Source organism: Nocardioides psychrotolerans, from assembly GCF_900113685.1.
GTDB classification, from domain to species: Bacteria; Actinomycetota; Actinomycetes; order Propionibacteriales; family Nocardioidaceae; genus Nocardioides; species Nocardioides psychrotolerans.
On sequence record NZ_FOQG01000014.1, the window covers coordinates 72,017 to 90,181 of the forward strand.

Genomic DNA, 18,165 nt, shown 5'->3' on the forward strand with positions numbered 1-18,165 from the left:
GACTGCGTCACACCGGTGCCGTAGGTTCGCTCGCGTGAGCTCAGCACGCAAGCACTACGACGCCGTCATCGTCGGGGGCGGCCACAACGGCCTGGTCTCGGCCGCCTACCTCGCCCGCGCCGGCCTGTCGGTCCTGGTCCTCGAACGCCTCGCACACACCGGCGGTGCGGCGGTCTCGGCCGCCGCCTTCGCGGGCCGTGAGACCCGTCTCTCGCGCTACTCCTATCTCGTCTCGCTGCTCCCGACCCGGGTCATCGACGACCTCGGCCTCAACCTCGCGCTGGCCTCGCGGGCGACCGCGTCCTACACCCCCGTCGTGCGCGAGGGCCGCGCCAGCGGGCTCTTCATCGAACACCAGGAGGGTGAGGCCACTCAGCGCTCCTTCCGCGAGCTCACCGGCTCCGACGACGAGTACGACGCGTGGCGCGAGTTCTACGCCGACGTCTCCGAGCTGGCCCACGTCGTCTCCCCCACGCTGACCGAGCCCCTGCCCGCCGAGCGCGCCGTGCGCGACCGCGTCGATCCCGGGATCTGGCGCGATCTCGTCGTCAACCCGTTGGGCGCCACCATCCAGGAGCGCTTCCGCGACGACACCGTCCGCGGCGTCGTCGGCACCGACGGCCTGATCGGCACCTTCGCCTCGCTGCACGACCCGTCGCTGATCCAGAACCGCTGCTTCCTCTACCACCTGATCGGCAACGGCACCGGTGAGTGGCGCGTGCCGATCGGTGGCATGGGGGCGGTCACCACCGAGCTGCACCGCGCCGCCGTCGACGCCGGGGCCGAGATCCTCGTCGACGCCGGCGTGAGCCGGATCCAGCCCGTCGCCCAGGGTGGCTACGTCACCTGGCACGACGCAGGCGGCGCCCACACCGTGATGGGACGCACGGTCCTGGCCAACGTCGCACCCTGGGTGCTCCAGATCCTGCTCGGCGAGCAGGAGGATCTTGCCACCAAGCCCGAGGGCGCCCAGCTCAAGATCAACTTCCTGCTCGACCGGTTGCCCGCGCTGAGGTCGGGCATCGACCCCGCCCTCGCCTTCGCCGGGACCCTCCACCTCGGGGAGGACTTCACGCAGCTCGAGGCGGCGTACGACGACGCGGCCGCCGGGCGGGTGCCCACGACGATGCCGGGCGAGGTCTACTGCCACTCGCTGACCGATCCCTCGATCCTCGGCGACGTGCCGGCCGGCACCCACACGCTGACCTACTTCGGGCTGCACACCCCTGCGTCGCTCTTCGTGCAGGACCCCGAGGGCGCCAAGGCGCTGGCCGTGCAGCGGGCCATCGCCGCGCTCGACGAGCACCTAGTCGAGCCGATCATGGGGTGTGTCTCCCGCGACGCCCACGGTGAGCCGTGCATCGAGGCCAAGATCCCCCAGGACGTCGAGCGCGACCTCGCGATGCCCGGCGGCCACATCTTCCACGGCGACCTCGAGTGGCCCTGGGCCGCCAACCGCGCCCGCCTCGACACCCCCGCCCAGCAGTGGGGCGTCCAGACCGAGCACCCCCACGTCCTGCTGTGCGGCTCCGGCGCCCGCCGCGGCGGCGCCGTCTCCGGCCTCGGCGGTCACAATGCCGCCCAGGCCGTGCTCGCGTCACGGTGAGCCCTGCGACATTGCGCCGACTCGGCCCTCGATTTTTCCCGACCGCCGTGCGCTGGTAATGTCTGCGTCGCTTCACCGCGCGGCATTAGCTCAATTGGCAGAGCAGCTGACTCTTAATCAGCGGGTTCGGGGTTCGAGTCCCTGATGCCGTACCACCCACCCAGCCCCTGGACAGCCTTCGTGCTGGACAGGGGCTTCGTGCATCCGTGCACGGTTCAGGTCCTTGCCGCCCTGCGGTCCCCTCCAGGACACCCCACGATGTCCGTCCCGGCGCCCGGGCAGGGCATGGTGAGAGGATGCGACGTCTTCTTCTCACCCTGGGCATCGTCGCCGGCGCGGTCGCGACCTTGGTCTTCGCGCTGCGTGAGGGCTTCCGGCACCAGGCCCGGATCGCGCGTCGGGTGATCGGCAAGCCGCTCGGTGAGGACCCGCACTCGGCGGACCGCACCTACAAGAAGTCGTACGGCGACCCGATCGAGCTGCTGCTGCTGGGCGACTCGATCGCGGCCGGTCTCGGGGCCGAGACCGCCAAGCAGACGCTCGGCGCCCAGCTGGCCCGGAGGCTGGCGAAGAGCACGCACCGGGCCGTCCGGCTGCACACGGCCGCTTTCGTGGGGGCCGAGAGCTCGATGCTGCGCGCCCAGCTCACCTCGTTGCCGCGGCACTACCGCCCGGACGTGGCGGTGATCGTGGTCGGCGGCAACGACATCACGCACCGGGTCAAGACCTCCGAGTCACGCCGCCACCTGGCCGAGGTGGTGGGGGCGCTGCGCGAGCGCGGCACCCCGGTCGTGGTGGGCACCTGTCCGGACCTGGGGATGCTCACCGCGGTGCCGCAGCCGCTGCGCTCCCTGGGCAGTCGCGCCTCACGACAGCTGGCGACGGCGCAGCGAGAGGTGACCACCGAGCTGGGCGGCATCGCGGTCAGCCTCGCCGACGTGGTCGGCCCGTTCTTCATCGCCCAGCCCGACGAGATGTTCGCGGTCGACCGCTTCCACCCGTCGAGCGCGGGCTACCGACGCACCGCGAAGGCGCTGCTGCCCAGCGTGCTCGCCGCCCTGGGCTGGACCCACGAGCTCCCCTGGGGACACCACGGCCCGGCTGCCTGAGTCACTGCGGCGCCCGCACCACCAGCAGCGCGATGTCGTCGTCGGTGCGCTCCCCGAGCTGACCGATGACATGGTCGGCGAGCTCCGCGGCCGTCAGGTCCTGGCGCCCGGCGACCGTGGCCTGCAGCCAGGCGTGCCCTTCGTCGAAGCTGGCGTCGCGGCGCTCGACCAGGCCGTCGGTGTAGAGCAGCAGGCTGGCGCCCGGCTCCAGCGAGCACCGGAGGTCGCGGCGCGGCGTGCTCGGCTCGGCCCCGAGCAGCACGTCGTGCTGCGAGTCGTGCGTGCGGACGCGGCCGTCGGGCTCGAGCACCAGCGGCGGCGGGTGGCCGGCGTTGGACCAGGTCAGCTGCAGCGGGTGCACCCCCTCCTCCGGTGAGCGATCGACCCGCACGAGGAGCGCCGTTGCGACCGCGTCGACCTCGAGACGGTCGATGGCCTGGTCCAGGCAGGTGAGCACGGCGGCGGGTGAGGCGTTGGCCAGGGTGTGGGCGACCCCGCGCACGAGGTTGCGCAGCTGCGCCATCGCGGCCGCCGCACGCTGGTCGTGGCCGGCGACGTCGCCGATGGCGAGCATCTGGCTGCCGTCGGGCAGCAGGAACGCGTCGTACCAGTCGCCCCCGACCTGGGCGAGGTCGGAGGCCGGGACGTAGCGCACCGCCAGGTCGAGCCCGAGCGAGCCCGCGGGTCGGGTCAGCAGCGCTCGCTGGAGCGCCGCTGAGAGTTCGCGCTCGGCGCCGAGGCTGCGCACCCGGGTCAGGGTCTGGCCGAGGTTGGCCGCGATCAGGCGCAGGAAGTCGAGGTAGAGACCGCCCGGCTCCAGCTGCTCGCTCAACCGGACCACCAGCATCCCGCCGGTGGCGAGCGGGAGCCACGCCACCGGGGACGGACCGTCGGTCCCCAGGTGCAGGTCGGTCCCGGCGGTCACGCCGGGCGCCGCGCCGAAGGGGGACGCCGGCGGGACCGGGGCACCCGGCAGGCGCAGCTCCACCTCGGGCAGGTCGGCGGGGTCCGTCGCCAGCACCTCCAGGGCCCGGGCCACAAGGGTGTCGTCGTCCTCTGCCGAGGACAGGGCGTCGGAGAGCTGCGCGAGAACGGTCAGCCGGCGACGGGCGATGACGTAGCCGGTCGTCTCGACCGCGATGTCGAGGACGCCCTCGATCCGGCCGTCGTCACCGCGCACGGGCGAGTAGGAGAAGGTGAAGAAGCACTCCTCGAGGAACGCCGAGCGCTGGAGCGGCAGGTGGGCATCAGCCACATAGGTCGGCACGCCCGTCTCCAGCACCGAGTGGAGCATCGGTCCGATGACCTCCCACGCCTCGGGGAAGACGTCCTCGCAACGCCGACCGAGCGCGTCGGGGTGCTTGGCGTCGATCAGCTCGGTGTAGCCCTCGTTGTAGACCAGCACCAGCTCGGGTCCCCACAGCAGCGTCACCGGGAACCGGGTGCTCAGGCTCAGGTCGACCGCGCTGCGAAGCGCCGGGCTCCAACCGTCCACCGGACCGAGCGGGGTGCTCGCCCAGTCGACCGCGTCGTACGCCGGCCTCAGGGCGCCTGCCTGGGCGAAGGGATGCGGTCTCACTGGCGCAATGTAGCCGAGGGGGAGGGCTCCGATACGCCGTTCTGCCCGGCCGCGGGAACGCCTCGGCGTTGCAGCACCGCCGCAACCAGGCTGGCGGTCGCACAGGTCCTGTCGAAGACCAGGCCGTAGGAGAACCGGACGGTCTCGCTGCCGTCCGCCGCGGCCTCGAGGTCGCGGTCCATGTCGACCTCGCGTGCTCGTAGCGGACGCGAGGTGGTCTGAGGTTCCACTGCACCCGGCTCGCGAAGCCGGCCGAGCGGTGGACCCGCACGCCGGCCGGTGCGACGAGGTGTCGGTCCCGCTCGACCACGACGTGGATGAGGGCATCCCGGTGCCCGCACCGCTCCCCCTCTGCTGCCCGGATCGCGGAGTCGAGCGTGAGAGCGGCCGGCCACGAGAACAGGACGGCTGCCCATGCGCGCTGCCGCCAGGTCAGGTCGCCCGTGTGATCGACGTGGTGAGCCCCGCGGCCAGCGCCTGGCGTCGCGAGACGACGCCGTCCTGTTCCTTCAGGAGCACCTCGATCGTGGTCATTCCGGGACTCTGCGAGCTCACCGGCCCCGCGCCAAGGCCCGTTCGGCGCGCTGTGGACGGGAGCGTGGTGGATCCAACGCTCCCCGTCGCTCGGATGAACCACGCTCCACTACACTCGGTGATTGGTTGCACTCGGCAACTATCCGAAGGAGCGCCCACTGTGTCCAGGCCCGGCCGCGGAAGCGCCACCTTCGCCGTGCTCGCGGTGTCGGTGTCGTCGTTCTCCCTGCTCCAGTCGATGATCGTCCCGGTCCTCGCCACCATCCAGGCCGAGTTCGAGACCGACCAGACGACCGTCACCTGGGTCCTGACCGGCTACCTCCTCAGCGCCTCGATCGCGACGCCGCTGCTGGGCCGCATCGGTGACGTGGTCGGGAAGACCCGGATGCTCGTCCTCACTCTGTGCGCCCTGGTCCTCGGTTCGTTGCTCGCCGCGCTCGCACCGAGTATCGGCTGGCTGATCTTCGCGCGCGTGGTGCAGGGAGCCGGTGGCGGCGTGCTCCCACTGGCCTTCGGCATCGCCCGGGACGAGTTCAAGGACAACGTCGCCACGGCCCTGAGCGTGCTCGCCTCGCTCACCGCGGTCGGGTTCGGTGTCGGCATCGTCATCGCCGGCCCGATCGTCGAGGTGTTCGGCTTCCGCGGGCTGTTCTGGATCCCGATGGTGGTCACGGCGATGGCCGCCGTCGCCGCCCGGCTGTTCGTGCCGGAGTCCCCCGTGCGCACGCCGGCGCGGCTGCCGATCCTGCCCGCCGTGCTCCTCTCGGTGTGGCTGGTCGCCCTGCTGCTCGCGCTCTCCGAGGGCAACGTCTGGGGCTGGTCGTCGCCGCGGATCCTGAGTCTCTTCGCCCTCGCCGTGATCGGCCTGGCCACCTGGGTCACCGTCGAGAGCCGCGTCCCGGTGCCGATGATCGACATGCGCATGATGCGGCTTCGGGGCGTGTGGACGACCAACCTGGTCGCGATGTTCGTGGGCTTCGGGATCTTCGCTGCGTTCGGCTTCCTGCCACAGTTCCTCCAGACGCCCTCCTCGGCGGGCTACGGCTTCGGCGCCTCCATCTCGGAGTCCGGCTTCCTGCTCGTGCCCTCCGCGATCGCCAGCTTCCTGGTGGGCTTCTTCACCGCCCGACTGATCCACGCGGTCGGCGCGCGCGTGGTCATCGTGACCGGCACCCTGATGACGGCCGCGTCGTTCGTCTCGATCGCGTTGTGGCACGACGTCACGTGGCAGCTCTATGCCGCCACCACGCTCCAGGGCCTGGGCTCGGGCCTCATCTTCTCCAGCCTCGCCGGCGTCGTGATCGCCTCGGTGCCCCAGGAGCAGACCGGGGTGGCGAGCGGCATGAACGCCAACATCCGCACCATCGGCGGCTCGGTCGGCGCCGCGGTGATGGCCGGCATCGTCACCGCCCAGGTGGGGCCGACCGGGATCCCCGACGAGAGCGGCTACACGATCGGCTTCTTCGTCCTGGGCGCCGGCATGCTCGTCGCCGCCGCTGCCGCACTCTTCATCCCCGACCTGCGCGACCAGCCCACCGCGGGGCCGCTGCAGGACGCCGTCGACGCCGAGCTCGCCTTCCTCCCCGGAGCACCCAGCCTCCCCGGAGCACCCGGCGTCAGCTCCGGATCACGAACGACCGCACCAGGTCCTTCCTGATCTGAGCATCGGTCCACGCGAAACGGACCCAGCGGCCCTGCGAGAAGAGCGCGGTCTGGTCGCTGGACCAGCGCGAGCGCGGGTTCTCGTCCTGGCTGTAGGTCAGGATCGTGCGCGCGTCGACCCGACCGCCGTCCAGGAACGAGATCGCCTGGATGTGCGAGGAGCCGTAGGTGATCGCGCGGTATTTCTGCTTGTTCTGCATGGGGTTGCGCGAGGCCAGCGCGTTGGCGTTGCCCACCGAGTCGCCGGTGCCACCACCCAGCGGCAGGGCGGGAGCACCCCGGTCGCCGGCCACCTGGAGCGAGCCCCAGGTCGCGTCGAACGGGATCTTGCGCGCACGCAGCGAGGCGATCGCGTCACTCATCGCCTGCACGACCTGCGGGTTGTCGGTGGCGAGCCCGCGCGGGGTGTTGAGCGGGTCGGCGGGTGAGAACGGCACGGTCCACACGGTGTCGGCCAGGCCGAGCGGCACCGTCGGCAGCCGCGAGACGAACTCCTCGAAGACGTGCGTGCCCACCGAGGTGATCTCGGAGCGGCCGTCCCACTCGGCCAGCACGGCGCACGCTCGGGTCTCGCCGGTCTGCGCACAGACGTCGTCGAGTGCCCCGCCGGCCCGCATGACCTCGGCGGCCCGGAGGCGGTTCTCGTGCTGGTGCCCACGGAAGCTCAACGGGGTCTCCTTGCGGTTGCCCCGCAGCCGGTCGATGACGTATTGGGACACCATGCGCGTGCGCATGGTCCGCTCACAGCGCTCGCAGCCGATGATCTGGTCGTAACCCTCGAGGCGGGACTTCGGGTTGGGCAGCCAGTAGGAGTCGTTGGCGTTCATCACCCAGTCGCGACGGATCACCGACGGTAGGTTCGCGGGCCCGAAGATACCGGGGCGCTGGGCGTCGGCGTCGGCGCCCCAGGCGCAGGAGGAGTCGGCGAAGGTGCCGTCGAGGCCCGGCAGCCCGGCGACCTCGTTGAGCACCCGTCCGACCGGCGTCATGCAGCGCTGGGCCATCTCGTTCGTCACGTGCGGGACCACGGAGTGGTCGGCATAGAGCACGTCGCCGTTGCGGTCGGCGGCGGTCGTGTTGACCCACGGCATGCCGCCTCCGGCGTCCTGGCGACGCAGCAGGTCGCGCACGTTGCGCGCCTTCCCCATGTTCAGGAACGTGTCGATCGTGCGCAGCTGCTCGCCGTTGGCGTCGCGGAACGCCCACACGCTCGTCGGGCTCCAGGGCATCAGCAACGCCGGGGCGTCGAGCACGTAGCCCTGGGGCGTGCGGTAGAGGTCCTCCGTCACGGTCCCGATCGAGCCGTCGGCCCGCTTCACCCGGACCTTGACCGTGCGCCGCTGCAGCTCCTGCGGACCGGCGTCGGTGAGGTAGGTCGTGGGGCCGAGCGTCTTGTACTCGTAAGGCGTGAAGCGGTAGGCCGTGGAGACGGTGTGGCTCCAGGCGACGTCCTTGTTCCACCCGATGTTGACCGCCGGCGAGCCGATCAGCGACGCCCCCGCCACGTCGTACTTCCCCGGGATCGTGAGGTGCTGCTGGGTGAAGTGGTAGCGACCGCGCCAGGGGAAGTGCGGGTTGCCGAGCAGCATCCCGCGCTTCGTCGAGGTCTCGGCGCCACCGACGGCGGTCGCGTTGGAGCCGAACGGAGCCTCGGGGTCGCGCCCCAGTCCCTTGAGCAGCGCGTCGCGGTCGACCGCCGACGCGCGGACCGGCAGCTCGGGCAGGCCCGGGTCGTCGGCCGAGGGCGGGTCGGCGTCGACGATCTCCTTGACGAAGACCCCCGCAGAGGCGAGCAGGTTGGCGAGGTAGACGCCGTACCAGAGGTCGACCGCGGTGGCGTCGGGCTTCAGGTAGGCCGCCTTGCGGCACGCCGGGTCGGTGACGGTGTTGGTGCGGAGGTATTTGTTGATGCCCGCGACGTAGCCGTTGACCAGCTGGCGCGCCTCACGCCCGGGCCCGGCCTGGGAGGCCAGGAGCTTCTCGACGACGCGGCGGTTGCGCAGGTCGGTCACGAACGCGTCGACCTGGAGGTTGGACGCCTCCAGCGTCACCTGGTCGTCGTAGCGCGCCTGCGGTCCGAAGAAGAGCGAGCGCTGGCCCCGCCCGGTCACCAGCGTGTCGGCCAGCGTGCAGATCGACGCCGACGCCGCTGCATAGCCGCTCCCGAAGCCGAGCGAGCCGAAGCTCTTCGCGGTGATGTGCGGGATGCCGTGCTCGGTGATCTTGATCGTCGCGGCATATGCCGGCGCCTTCGGCTGCACCACGGCAGCAGCCACCGCGGACGGGGCCGACGGGGACGCGCCGGCGCTCGTGGCGACGACGGCACCTCCCGGCACCAGCGTGAGGGCAGCGAACAGAGCGGTGACGCGGTGTCGGAGCATGACGGCTCAACGCCGTGGTGTGACCAGGGTTACGGACCGGACTGCAACGTGTTGCAGCGTTTAGTTGACGACCTTGCGGATCACGACGAAGAGCACGATGACCCCGATGACACCGCCGACGGTCTTGAGGATGTTGTCGGTGCGGGGCTCGCCCGTCGCCGCGTCGACGTAGTGCCCCTTGATCTGGGCCACCTCGCGGCTCGCGATCGTCTTGGGGCTAGAGCGGTAGAGGAGCTGGTCGATGGTGACCGCCAGCCGCTCACGGGTGGATTCGATCTCGGCCTCGAGGTCAGACTGCGCTTTGGTCACTGCGGAAGGCTATCAATGCCGCGGGGGTCGAAGCCGAACGGGAGCTCGAGACGGTGGGCGCGCATGAGCGCGTCGTCGGTGAGCACGTCGTACGTCGAGTCGTCGGCCACCACGTGCCCGTCGCTGAGGACGACGGCCCGGGGGCAGAGCTCGAGGGCGTAGGGCAGGTCGTGGGTGACCATCAGGACCGTCACGTCGAGCGAGCGGATGATGTCCGCGAGCTCGCGCCGCGAGGCCGGGTCGAGGTTGGACGACGGCTCGTCGAGGACCAGGATCTCCGGCTCCATCGCCAGCACCGTGGCGACCGCGACCCGACGCCGCTGGCCGAAGGAGAGGTGGTGCGGTGGGCGGGCGGCGAAGTCGGCCATGCCGACCAGGTCGAGTGCCGTCATGACCCGCTCCTCCAGCGCGGCCCCCTTGAGGCCGAGGTTGGCCGGCCCGAACGCGACGTCGGCGCGGACCGAGCCCATGAACAGCTGGTCGTCGGGGTCCTGGAAGACCACACCGACGCGACGCCGGATCTCCTGGAGGTTCTCCTTGGCGACCGGCAGGCCGCTGACCCTGACCGAGCCCGCACCGGCGGCGAGGATGCCGTTGAGGTGCAGCACGAGCGTCGTCTTGCCGGCCCCGTTGGGGCCGAGCAGGGCGACCCGCTCGCCCTGGTGCACGTGGAGGTCGACGCCGAAGAGCGCCTGGTGGCCGTCGGGGTAGGCGTAGGCCAGGCCCTGGACGTCGAGGACGGGCACACTCATCTGGGCACACTCATTTGGGCAACTCCCCGGTGTAGCCCCGCGAGAGCATCGCGAGGTGGACCCGCTCGCCGCGCTCGTAGGAGCGGATGAACAACGAGCCGAGCGTGCGGGCCAGCGTCGGCCAGCTCCGCGGGGACCTCGGGTCCATCCCGCGCGACCGCATCGAGACCATCATCCGGCCCAGGTCGGAGGTGACGACGTCGAGGTAGCGGATCATGAAGCCCATGATCTGCACGATCAGGTCGGGCATGCGCAGCCGGCGCAGCCCCACCAGCACGTCGGCCGGCTCGGTCGTCGCGGCCAGCGTCAGCGACGCCATCACCCCCAGCGATCCCTTGACGGCCAGGCCCCAGGCGGCGAGCAGCCCGGGCTCGGAGACGCTCACCCCGAGCACCTCGACCTGGGGGCCGGTCGCGATGAAGGGGATCAGCGCCGCGAAGACCAGGAACGGCACCTCGATGACCATCCGGCGCACGATGTAGAGCAGTGGCACGCGCGCGGCGGTGATGACGGCGACCACCACGAGCACGTAGACCCCAAACACGGGGAACCAGTCGCGGGGCGTGGCCACGACGGTGAGCATGAAGCCGACCAGCAGCAGGACCTTCAGGTGGGCCGGCGCCCGGTGGACCGGGCTGTGGCCGTGGAAGTGCAGCCGGTGGCCGTGACCGGCACCCACGTCAGTGCTCGGCTTCTGCAGGCGTGCGGCGGCGTACGGCGTAGGCGACCCCGCCCGCGATGACCAACGTGAGCAGCACGCCGATCACCCCGGCCAGTCCCCCGCCCAGGCGCTCGTCGTCGACCCCGGCAGTGTCGTAGTTGGCAAACGGGCTGTCGGAGGTCGGCGAGTCCTTCGCGGAGTCGCCGAACCCCGTCCTGTCAGCGACGTATTGCAACCCGTCGGGGTGGCTGCTGGCGTAGTAGCTGCCGAAGCCGGCGACGAGCAGCGCGACCAGCAGGCCGGTGATGACGAAGGTGCGGGTCCTCATGCCTGTCCTCATGACTGGCCTCCGGCCGGGACGGTCCGGATCTCGAGCTCGGCCGCGGGCACCAGCGTCCGCGCGCCGTGGACGAGGTCGGGCCGCACGGCCACGACCGAGGCGACGACCAGCCCGGTCACGACAGCCTCGCCGATGCCGATGACGGTGTGCCAGCCCAGCATCGCCACCAGGACGTCGCTGGCATCGACCGGGGCGGTGCCGCCGACGGCGAAGAGGAGCGTGAAGACCGCGGCTGCGACCGGGACCGACAGCAGGGCACCGATGGCGGCCGCGGGGGCGATGGAGGAGAGCCTCTTGGGCAGGACCGCGGCGACCAGACGGAAGACGAGGTAGCCGGTGAAGCAGCCGACCAGGGCCATGAGCACGATGTTGGTGCCGAGCGCGGTGATCCCGCCGTCGGCCATGAAGAGCGCCTGGACCAGCAGCACCACGCTGATGCAGAGCGCCCCGGTCCAGGGTCCGACGAGCACGGCGGCGAGCGCGCCACCGAGCAGGTGGCCGCTGGTGCCGGCACCGACGGGGAAGTTGATCATCTGGCCGGCGAAGATGAACGCCGCCACGAGACCGGCCATCGGTGCCGTGCGGTCGTCGAGCTCGGTGCGGGCCTTGCGCAGGGCGAACGCGACCCCACCCGCCGCGACCACAGCGGTCGCGACCGAGGTCGGTGCGTCGAGGAAGCCGTCGGGCACGTGCATCGCACTTCTCCGGACTCGGTAGGTTGGCGGACGAAGCCCACAGTACGTTATTGCACATAACTCGCAACAAGGAGCACGTCGTGTCCGATGCCCGCCTCGTCCCCGGCGACGCCGCCCCCGACTTCACCCTCACCGACGACACCGGCGCCGAGGTCACGCTCTCGGGCCTGCGCGACCGCCGGGTGATCGTCTACTTCTACCCCGCCGCTATGACCCCCGGTTGCACCAAGCAGGCCTGCGACTTCACCGAGTCGCTGGGCTCCCTGCGGGCCGCGGGCTACGAGGTCGTCGGCATCTCCCCCGACAAACCTGAGAAGCTCGCGAAGTTCCGCGAGAAGGACGGGCTGAGCATCACGCTGCTCTCGGACCCCGACAAGGCGGTCATGAAGAGCTATGGCGCTTTCGGACCCAAGTCGCTCTACGGCAAGGTCGTGGAGGGCGTGATCCGCTCGACGTTCGTGGTGGCCGAGGGCGGCGCGATCGAGCTGGCTCAGTACAACGTGAAGGCCACCGGGCACGTGGCCAAGCTGCGGCGGGACCTCGGCCTAGACTGAGCCCTCGCTCGCCGGAGTGGTGGAATTGGTAGACACGCAGGTTTTAGGTACCTGTGCCTTCGGGCATGGGGGTTCGAGTCCCCCCTTCGGCACTGCTGTGACCGACTCTCCCGGAAGGCGCCATGGAGCTGCACGAGAACCTCTACGAGCTCGGTCTCAGCTCGGGCCGCGGCGTCTTCGACGACGCCGACCTTCTGCGCGCGGCGCTCGACGACTACCTCGACGAGTCGGCCGCGTCGACCGGTGACATCAACCTGCTCGTCGACGCGGTGCGGCTCGGCGCCTTCCGGATGATGCAGCGGACGATCGACAGCGGGGCCGAGCCGACGCGGGCCGTCGAGTCGGCCGGTGACCTGCTGGCGCGCGACCGAGGCACCTCCGACGTCGCCGCCGCCCGGTGGGCCTGCGCGGTGCTCGGTTTCGCGGTCGGCAAGGTCGGCGCCACCGACGTGCGCCGCTTCGACAGGACCATCACCCAGCCGCGGCCACCGGCCTTCCCGCCCGCAGCGACACAGCAGCCGACCCCGCCCGCGCCCCCGAACCAGGGGGTCTGGGGCGTCCAGTCGCCCACGGGTCCCCCGCCGTCCTCGCCCCCGCCCACCTCATCGCCGCCCACCTCACCACCGGCCTCGTGGCCGCCGGCGCAGCCGTACGCCGGGGGCTACCCGCCGTCGTACCCCTCGGGGCCAACCGGCCCGACGACCCCGGGGAGGAGCCGGACACCCTGGATCCTGCTCGCCCTGGCATCCGTGGTCCTCATCGCCGTCATCGGCGGACTCGTCGCGGTGCTCGCCGGTGGCAACGACGACACCGTCGACTCCGCGACCGACGACCCGTCGACCTCGGCCCCCACGGACCCGGCCTCGGGCCCCACCCCGCTCCCGACGATCCCGCCGAACCCGGTCAGCGGCAGCGGCTACGCCTTCTCGTTGCCCGAGGCCTGGACCGACATCACCGAGGAGATCCTCTCCGGCGGCCAGTCCGGCGCGACCGACAAGGCGATCGCCTGGGGCCAGAGCTTCGAGGGGGCGCGGGCCAACCTCATCATCGAGACCGGCTTCGCCGGCGGCGAGACCGACCCCGAGGTCATCCGACCGACCTGGGAGAACAACATGGTCGGCGCCACGGGCGCCACGCCGGTGGACAACGGCGACACCACGATCGACGGCGAGAAGGCCGTGTCGGTGCTGATCTCACGGGTCAACGAGAACGGCGTCGCGATCGAGCAGTACGGCTACCTCACGATCCACGACGGCGACCTCTACTCGATCATCCTGTCCACCCAGGAGGGCGACCAGCTGGCGCAGGACACCTACGCCGACATCGTCGAGAGCTGGACCTGGCAGTAGGTCAAGAGCGATCTTCCTCGCGCAGGCGCGGGGTCGTGGCGAGCTCGGGGTGGATGCCGTGCTTGTCGGCGTAGAACGCGCGGACCTTGTCCATGTCGGCGCCGACGTCCCCGGTGACGGGGAACGTCGGGCCCCAACCGACCGTGCGCGACGGGCCGTCGACGAAGGCCAAGGTGATCGGCAGGCCGGTCTGCTGGGAGATCCGGTAGAAGCCGGACTTCCAGTAGTCCACCTTGCTGCGCGTGCCCTCGGCGGCCAGGCCCAGGAGGAACGTCTCGTCGGTCTCGGCATCGGCGAGCAGCGCCCGGATCGTGCCGCCCGGGTTGGCGCGGTCCAGCGGGACCGCGCCCGTGGCGCGCATGAAGATGCCCACGGGGCCCTTGAAGAACGACTCCTTGACCAGCAGCCGGATCTGCACGTTGCTGTCCCAGGCGAGAAGGATCGTCAGGACCCAGTCCCAGTTGGAGGTGTGGGGCGCCCCCACGAGGATGCCCTTCTGGGGCACCTCGCCGGTGGTGCGCCAGCGCGCGAGCCGCAGGGCAACGCGCGCGAAGGTCCTGCGGACGAGGAAGTGTCGGGCCATCGCGAGAACCTATCGCGAGCGTCGTGGTGTGACCGCGGTCACCCATGCCCTAAGGTCCGCCCATGGACTCCGCGCTGACCGAGATCGGGCTGCCCATCGCGCTCGCCATCATCATGTTCGGCCTCGGGCTGGACCTGACCATCGCCGACTTCCGTCGCGTCGGCACCCAGCCCAAGGCCGTCGTCGTGGCGCTGGTCTGCCAGCTGGTGCTGCTGCCTGCGGTCTGCTTCGGCCTGGTCGTGCTCTTCGACCTGCCGCCCCTGTTGGGCATCGGCATGCTGCTGCTGGCCGCGTCTCCCGGAGGCACGACCGCCAATCTCTTCAGCCACCTGTTCCGCGGCGACGTGGCGCTCAACATCACGCTGACCGCGATCAACTCCATCATCGCGATCGCCACGCTGCCGCTGATCACGAACCTGGCCATCGACTACTTCGACAAGTCCGAGTCGGTCTCGATGCCACTGGCCGAGGTCGTCAAGGTGTTCGCGCTGATCTTGATCCCCGTCGGCATCGGGATGTTGGTGAGGGCCAAGAAGGCGTCGTTCGCCGCGGCCATGGACAAGCCGGTGCGGATCGCCTCGGCGATCATCCTGGCCATCTTGGTGCTCGGCATCCTGCTGGGCGAGAAGGACCGGGTGGGCGACTACCTCGCCGACGTGGGCATCGTGGCCGCCCTGTTCTGCGCGATCAGCCTGGTCGTCGGCTATGCCGTGCCGCGCGCGTTCGGCGTGCGCGAGGGGCAGGCCATCGCCTCGTCGTTCGAGATCGGCGTCCACAACGGGACGCTGGCGATCTTCGTCGCCGAGAACATCCTGGAGGTCAACGAGATCGCGGTTCCCGCCGCGGTCTACTCGCTGCTGATGTTCTTCATGGCGGCCGGTTGGGGCGCGATCATCAGCAGGCGCGTGGGTCAGCGGGAGTCGAGCAACGCCGCGACCTGAGGCGCGATCTCGCGCAACGCCTTGCCCCGGTGGGAGATCGCGTCCTTGTCCGCACGGCTCAGCTCGGCCGTCGTGAGGCCGGGGCGGTCGTCGGCAACGAACAGCACGTCGTAGCCGAAGCCGCCGTGACCGCGCTCCTCGTGCAGCACCACACCGTCCATCCGGCCCTCCACCACGATCTCGCGACCATCGGGGTGGCAGAACGCCACGGCGCACGCGAAGTGACCGGTGCGGCGCTCCTCGGGCACGTCGGAGAGCTGCGAGAGCAGCAGCCTGTTGTTGCGGTCGTCGTCCTTGGGCGGTCCCGACCAACGCGCGGAGATGACCCCGGGCATGCCGTTGAGCGCATCGACGCACAGCCCGCTGTCGTCGGCCAGCGTCGGCAGACCCGTCACCTCGGCACCGGCTCGCGCCTTGAGCAGCGCGTTGCCGACGAAGGTCGGCGCGTCCTCGACCGGCTCGTCGTACGACGGCACGTCGTCGAGGCCGACCAGCTCGACGTCGGGCACCTGCTCGCGCAGGATCCGGTCCATCTCGGCGAGCTTCTTGGCGTTGCGCGATGCCAGGAAGACGCGGGTCAACGGGCCAGGGCCTCGTGCTGCATGAGGGTCAGGTCCGCGCAGCCCTTCTCGGCCAGGGCCAGCAGGGCGTCGAGCTCGGCGCGGTCGAAGGCCGCACCCTCGGCCGTGCCCTGGACCTCGACGAACTTGCCGTCGCCGGTCATCACGACGTTCATGTCCGTCTCGGCGCGCACGTCCTCGACATAGGGCAGGTCGAGGCGTGGGACGCCGTCGATGATCCCGACGCTGATCGCGGCCACGGAGCCGGTGAGCGCCTTCGGCACGCCGAGGTGGGCGCAGGCGTCGGCCAGCGCGATGTAGGCGCCCGTGATCGCCGCGGTGCGGGTGCCACCGTCTGCCTGGAGCACGTCGCAGTCGAGCTGGATCGTGTGCTCCCCCAGCGCCTGGTAGTCGATGACCGCGCGCAGCGAGCGACCGATCAGGCGGCTGATCTCGTGGGTGCGCCCACCGATGCGGCCCTTGACCGACTCCCGGTCGGAGCGGGTGTTGGTGGAGGCGGGGAGCATCGCGTACTCCGCCGTCACCCAGCCCAGGCCCGAGCCCTTGCGCCAGCGCGGCACCCCGGTCGAGGCCGACGCCGCGCAGAGCACCTTGGTCCTCCCGAACTCGATCAGCACCGACCCGGCCGCGTGGTCGAGCCAGTTGCGGGTGATCGTGACCGACCGCAGCTCGTCGTCGGATCGGCCGTCCTCACGGGGGGTTCGCTCAAGAGACGTCATGCGCCCGACCCTAGTGGGGGTCGGGCGCATGACGGTGATCGGCTGCTGAGAGGTGGGACCTACTTCACCTCGGCCCGCATCACGCGGGCCCAGCCGGCCATGAACGGCAGCACGATCCAGATCAGCGCGGTGGTGCCGAGCTGGGCGTAATGCTCTCCGGTCAGGTTCTCCTCGCCGCCGAAGGAGGTGAACAGCGGCTGCTGGGCAGTCCCGAGGTCGAACCACGGGGCGACGTCGGAGAGGAACGGCACCAGGGCGAAGACGATCGACGAGGCGATCGGCAGCACGAAGAACGTCACGATCGCCGCCGGGGTGTTGAGCAGGATCAGGCCGTAGGCCAGACCCTGGAGCACGGTCAGGAGCTGGAGGGCCAGGAAGAGCACGAACACCGTCGCTGTCAGGCCCTCGAAGCCCTCGCTGGCACCGCCGAGGACGGTGGCGAGCGCGGCGATCAGGACCGCGGCGGCGAAGGCGGCCACGCCCAGGATCAGGGCGGCGACCGTCTTGGCGGCGATCACCTTGGTGCGCGAGGGCGCCAGGGCGAAGGTGACCATGGCGGTGCGCTGGCTCCACTCGCTGGTCACCAGCAGGATCCCGAGCACCGGGAGCAGGAAGCCCTGGGGCGTCGAGGCGATGCCGATGAAGTTGCCGAAGATTCGCTCCTCGGAGTCGGCCACCAGGAAGAAGATGATCATGAAGAGCGCGGTGATGCCGACGATCGCACCGAGCAGCCAGCGACCGGCGCGGGTGTCGGCGGTCTTGCGCAGCTCGACGGAGACGAGGCGGGTGAAGGGGATCTGCGCGGTCCCGGAGACGTCCAGGGTCATGCTCATGCCGAGGCTCCTTCGATGTGGCCTTCACGTTGGGTGTCAGAGGTCAGCTCGAGGAACAGTTCCTCGAGCCCGGCGCCGCCGAAGCGCAGGTCGGTCAGGACGATCCCGGCCTCGAGGGCGGTGCGGCCGACCTCGACCGCGGGTGCTTCGACCTTGAGTCCCTCGCCTGCGGCGACGAGCGGGATCCCCTTGCCCTGCAGGGCGGCGGCGAGCGCGCCGTTGTCGAGCGAGGTCACGAGGGTGGACGGCGCCCCGCCCCTGTCGAGCAGCGTCTTCTTGTCACCCTGGGCCACGATCTTGCCGCGCCCGATGAGGATCATCTCGTCGGCGATCATCTCGACCTCGTGGAGCAGGTGGCTCGAGAGCAGCACCGTGCCGCCGCGGTCGGCGTAACCCTTGAGCAGGCCGCGCATCCAACGGATGCCGGCGGGGTCGAGCCCGTTGGCCGGCTCGTCGAGGATGAGCACCGACGGGTCGCCGAGCAGCGCGTGGGCGATGCCGAGGCGCTGCTTCATGCCGAGGGAGTAGTTGCGCAGCCGGCGCTTGGACTCCTCGGGGCTCAGCGAGACCAGCGCGAGCATCTCGTCGACGCGCGCATCGGGCAGTCCCATGGTGCGGGCACCGATGGTGAGGATCTCGCGGCCGCTGCGACCGGCGTGCTGCGCCGAGGCGTCCAGCAGCACACCGACGTGACGGCCGGGGTTGGGGATGTCGTGGTAGACGTGACCACCGATCGTCACCCGACCCCGCGATGGCGGGGTGAGCCCGACCATGACACGCATGGTGGTCGTCTTGCCAGCCCCGTTGGGGCCGAGGAAGCCGGTCACGCGGCCGGGCTGGGCCACGAAGCTGATGTCGTCGACGGCGGTGAACCCGCCGTACGTCCTGGTGAGTCCTTCGACTTGGATCATGGCTCCAGCCTGCCTCACGCTGCCCGCCGCGCTCATCCGGCCACGCGGAAGGCATCCGCCGGACGT

The 18,165-nt window shown here is 70.8% G+C and carries 19 protein-coding genes and 2 tRNA genes; 8 read left to right on the forward strand and 13 right to left on the reverse strand.

Annotated features, from left to right (window positions below; translation table 11 throughout):
- The first annotated feature begins 34 nt into the window (after window positions 1-34).
- The 3 genes from BM204_RS16205 to BM204_RS16215 all read left to right on the forward strand — a co-directional run bounded on the left by BM204_RS16205 (window position 35) and on the right by BM204_RS16215 (window position 2,715).
- Window positions 35-1,606 carry a phytoene desaturase family protein gene (locus tag BM204_RS16205; RefSeq protein WP_246166309.1) on the forward strand — a complete coding sequence of 524 codons (1,572 nt, stop codon included), beginning with the start codon at window positions 35-37 and terminating at the stop codon, window positions 1,604-1,606.
- Between the two features lie 79 nt (window positions 1,607-1,685).
- Window positions 1,686-1,761: transfer RNA gene (locus BM204_RS16210), tRNA-Lys, on the forward strand.
- Between the two features lie 141 nt (window positions 1,762-1,902).
- Window positions 1,903-2,715, forward strand: a complete 813-nt coding sequence (locus tag BM204_RS16215; RefSeq protein WP_091115483.1) for an SGNH/GDSL hydrolase family protein — start codon at window positions 1,903-1,905, stop codon at window positions 2,713-2,715.
- Between the two features lies 1 nt (window position 2,716).
- Here the strand turns inward: BM204_RS16215 and BM204_RS22745 are convergent, their stop codons facing one another.
- Together BM204_RS22745 and BM204_RS23005 are read right to left on the reverse strand one after the other, a co-directional pair.
- The gene (locus BM204_RS22745; RefSeq protein ID WP_170259194.1) at window positions 2,717-4,294 is read right to left on the reverse strand and encodes a SpoIIE family protein phosphatase; all 1,578 of its coding nucleotides are present in this window, start codon (window positions 4,292-4,294) and stop codon (window positions 2,717-2,719) included.
- Window positions 4,291-4,476 carry a hypothetical protein gene (locus BM204_RS23005; protein WP_218031259.1) on the reverse strand — a complete coding sequence of 62 codons (186 nt, stop codon included), beginning with the start codon at window positions 4,474-4,476 and terminating at the stop codon, window positions 4,291-4,293. Before BM204_RS23005 ends, BM204_RS22745 begins: the two co-directional genes overlap by 4 nt.
- 512 nt (window positions 4,477-4,988) lie before the next feature.
- Between BM204_RS23005 and BM204_RS16235 the strand changes: the two genes are divergently transcribed.
- The gene (locus BM204_RS16235) at window positions 4,989-6,485 is read left to right on the forward strand and encodes an MFS transporter (protein ID WP_218031260.1); all 1,497 of its coding nucleotides are present in this window, start codon (window positions 4,989-4,991) and stop codon (window positions 6,483-6,485) included.
- Here the strand turns inward: BM204_RS16235 and BM204_RS16240 are convergent.
- From BM204_RS16240 to BM204_RS16260, 6 genes are read right to left on the reverse strand one after another with little or no spacing between them, the layout of a single operon-like run.
- Entirely contained in the window at window positions 6,445-8,871 is a 2,427-nt protein-coding gene (locus tag BM204_RS16240; protein WP_091115488.1) for a penicillin acylase family protein, read from the reverse strand. The genes BM204_RS16235 and BM204_RS16240 overlap by 41 nt on opposite strands.
- A gap of 60 nt (window positions 8,872-8,931) precedes the next feature.
- A complete protein-coding gene (locus BM204_RS16245; RefSeq protein ID WP_091115489.1) occupies window positions 8,932-9,180 on the reverse strand; it encodes a DUF3618 domain-containing protein in 249 nt (82 codons plus the stop codon).
- A complete protein-coding gene (locus tag BM204_RS16250; RefSeq protein WP_091115492.1) occupies window positions 9,177-9,932 on the reverse strand; it encodes an energy-coupling factor ABC transporter ATP-binding protein in 756 nt (251 codons plus the stop codon). The genes BM204_RS16245 and BM204_RS16250 overlap by 4 nt, the downstream gene beginning before the upstream one ends.
- Window positions 9,933-9,942: 10 nt before the next feature.
- Window positions 9,943-10,611, reverse strand: coding sequence for a cobalt ECF transporter T component CbiQ (gene cbiQ / locus BM204_RS16255; protein ID WP_091115494.1), 669 nt, complete (start codon window positions 10,609-10,611; stop codon window positions 9,943-9,945).
- Between the two features lies 1 nt (window position 10,612).
- The gene (locus BM204_RS22750; RefSeq protein ID WP_246166312.1) at window positions 10,613-10,921 is read right to left on the reverse strand and encodes a PDGLE domain-containing protein; all 309 of its coding nucleotides are present in this window, start codon (window positions 10,919-10,921) and stop codon (window positions 10,613-10,615) included.
- Between the two features lie 8 nt (window positions 10,922-10,929).
- Window positions 10,930-11,628, reverse strand: coding sequence for an energy-coupling factor ABC transporter permease (locus tag BM204_RS16260; RefSeq protein ID WP_170259196.1), 699 nt, complete (start codon window positions 11,626-11,628; stop codon window positions 10,930-10,932).
- An 80-nt stretch (window positions 11,629-11,708) separates the two neighbouring features.
- Here BM204_RS16260 and bcp point away from each other — a divergent pair, with 80 nt between their 5' ends.
- From bcp to BM204_RS16275, 3 genes are all read left to right on the forward strand, one after another.
- A complete protein-coding gene (bcp, locus tag BM204_RS16265) occupies window positions 11,709-12,182 on the forward strand; it encodes a thioredoxin-dependent thiol peroxidase (RefSeq protein ID WP_091115496.1) in 474 nt (157 codons plus the stop codon).
- A 10-nt stretch (window positions 12,183-12,192) separates the two neighbouring features.
- Window positions 12,193-12,274: transfer RNA gene (locus tag BM204_RS16270), tRNA-Leu, on the forward strand.
- Between the two features lie 30 nt (window positions 12,275-12,304).
- Entirely contained in the window at window positions 12,305-13,531 is a 1,227-nt protein-coding gene (locus BM204_RS16275; RefSeq protein WP_091115498.1) for a hypothetical protein, read from the forward strand.
- Between the two features lies 1 nt (window position 13,532).
- On the opposite strand, the gene BM204_RS16280 is transcribed toward BM204_RS16275, so the two are convergent.
- Window positions 13,533-14,114: a lysophospholipid acyltransferase family protein gene (locus BM204_RS16280; RefSeq protein ID WP_091115500.1), complete on the reverse strand. Its 582-nt coding sequence runs from the start codon at window positions 14,112-14,114 to the stop codon at window positions 13,533-13,535.
- Window positions 14,115-14,176: 62 nt separating this feature from the next.
- Here BM204_RS16280 and BM204_RS16285 point away from each other — a divergent pair, with 62 nt between their 5' ends.
- Window positions 14,177-15,055, forward strand: coding sequence for a bile acid:sodium symporter family protein (locus tag BM204_RS16285; RefSeq protein ID WP_091115502.1), 879 nt, complete (start codon window positions 14,177-14,179; stop codon window positions 15,053-15,055).
- On the opposite strand, the gene rdgB is transcribed toward BM204_RS16285, so the two are convergent.
- The 4 genes from rdgB to BM204_RS16305 are packed head-to-tail and all read right to left on the reverse strand — an operon-like array spanning window position 15,025 to window position 18,099.
- Window positions 15,025-15,636 (reverse strand): RdgB/HAM1 family non-canonical purine NTP pyrophosphatase, encoded by a 612-nt coding sequence (gene rdgB, locus BM204_RS16290; RefSeq protein ID WP_091115504.1) that lies wholly within the window; start codon window positions 15,634-15,636, stop codon window positions 15,025-15,027. The two genes, BM204_RS16285 and rdgB, sit on opposite strands and share 31 nt — an antisense overlap.
- Window positions 15,633-16,355 carry a ribonuclease PH gene (gene rph, locus BM204_RS16295; RefSeq protein ID WP_091115506.1) on the reverse strand — a complete coding sequence of 241 codons (723 nt, stop codon included), beginning with the start codon at window positions 16,353-16,355 and terminating at the stop codon, window positions 15,633-15,635. Before rph ends, rdgB begins: the two co-directional genes overlap by 4 nt.
- 59 nt (window positions 16,356-16,414) lie before the next feature.
- Window positions 16,415-17,188: an ABC transporter permease gene (locus BM204_RS16300; RefSeq protein ID WP_143099804.1), complete on the reverse strand. Its 774-nt coding sequence runs from the start codon at window positions 17,186-17,188 to the stop codon at window positions 16,415-16,417.
- A complete protein-coding gene (locus BM204_RS16305; RefSeq protein WP_091115511.1) occupies window positions 17,185-18,099 on the reverse strand; it encodes an ABC transporter ATP-binding protein in 915 nt (304 codons plus the stop codon). The genes BM204_RS16300 and BM204_RS16305 overlap by 4 nt, the downstream gene beginning before the upstream one ends.
- Between the last annotated feature and the right edge of the window lie 66 nt (window positions 18,100-18,165).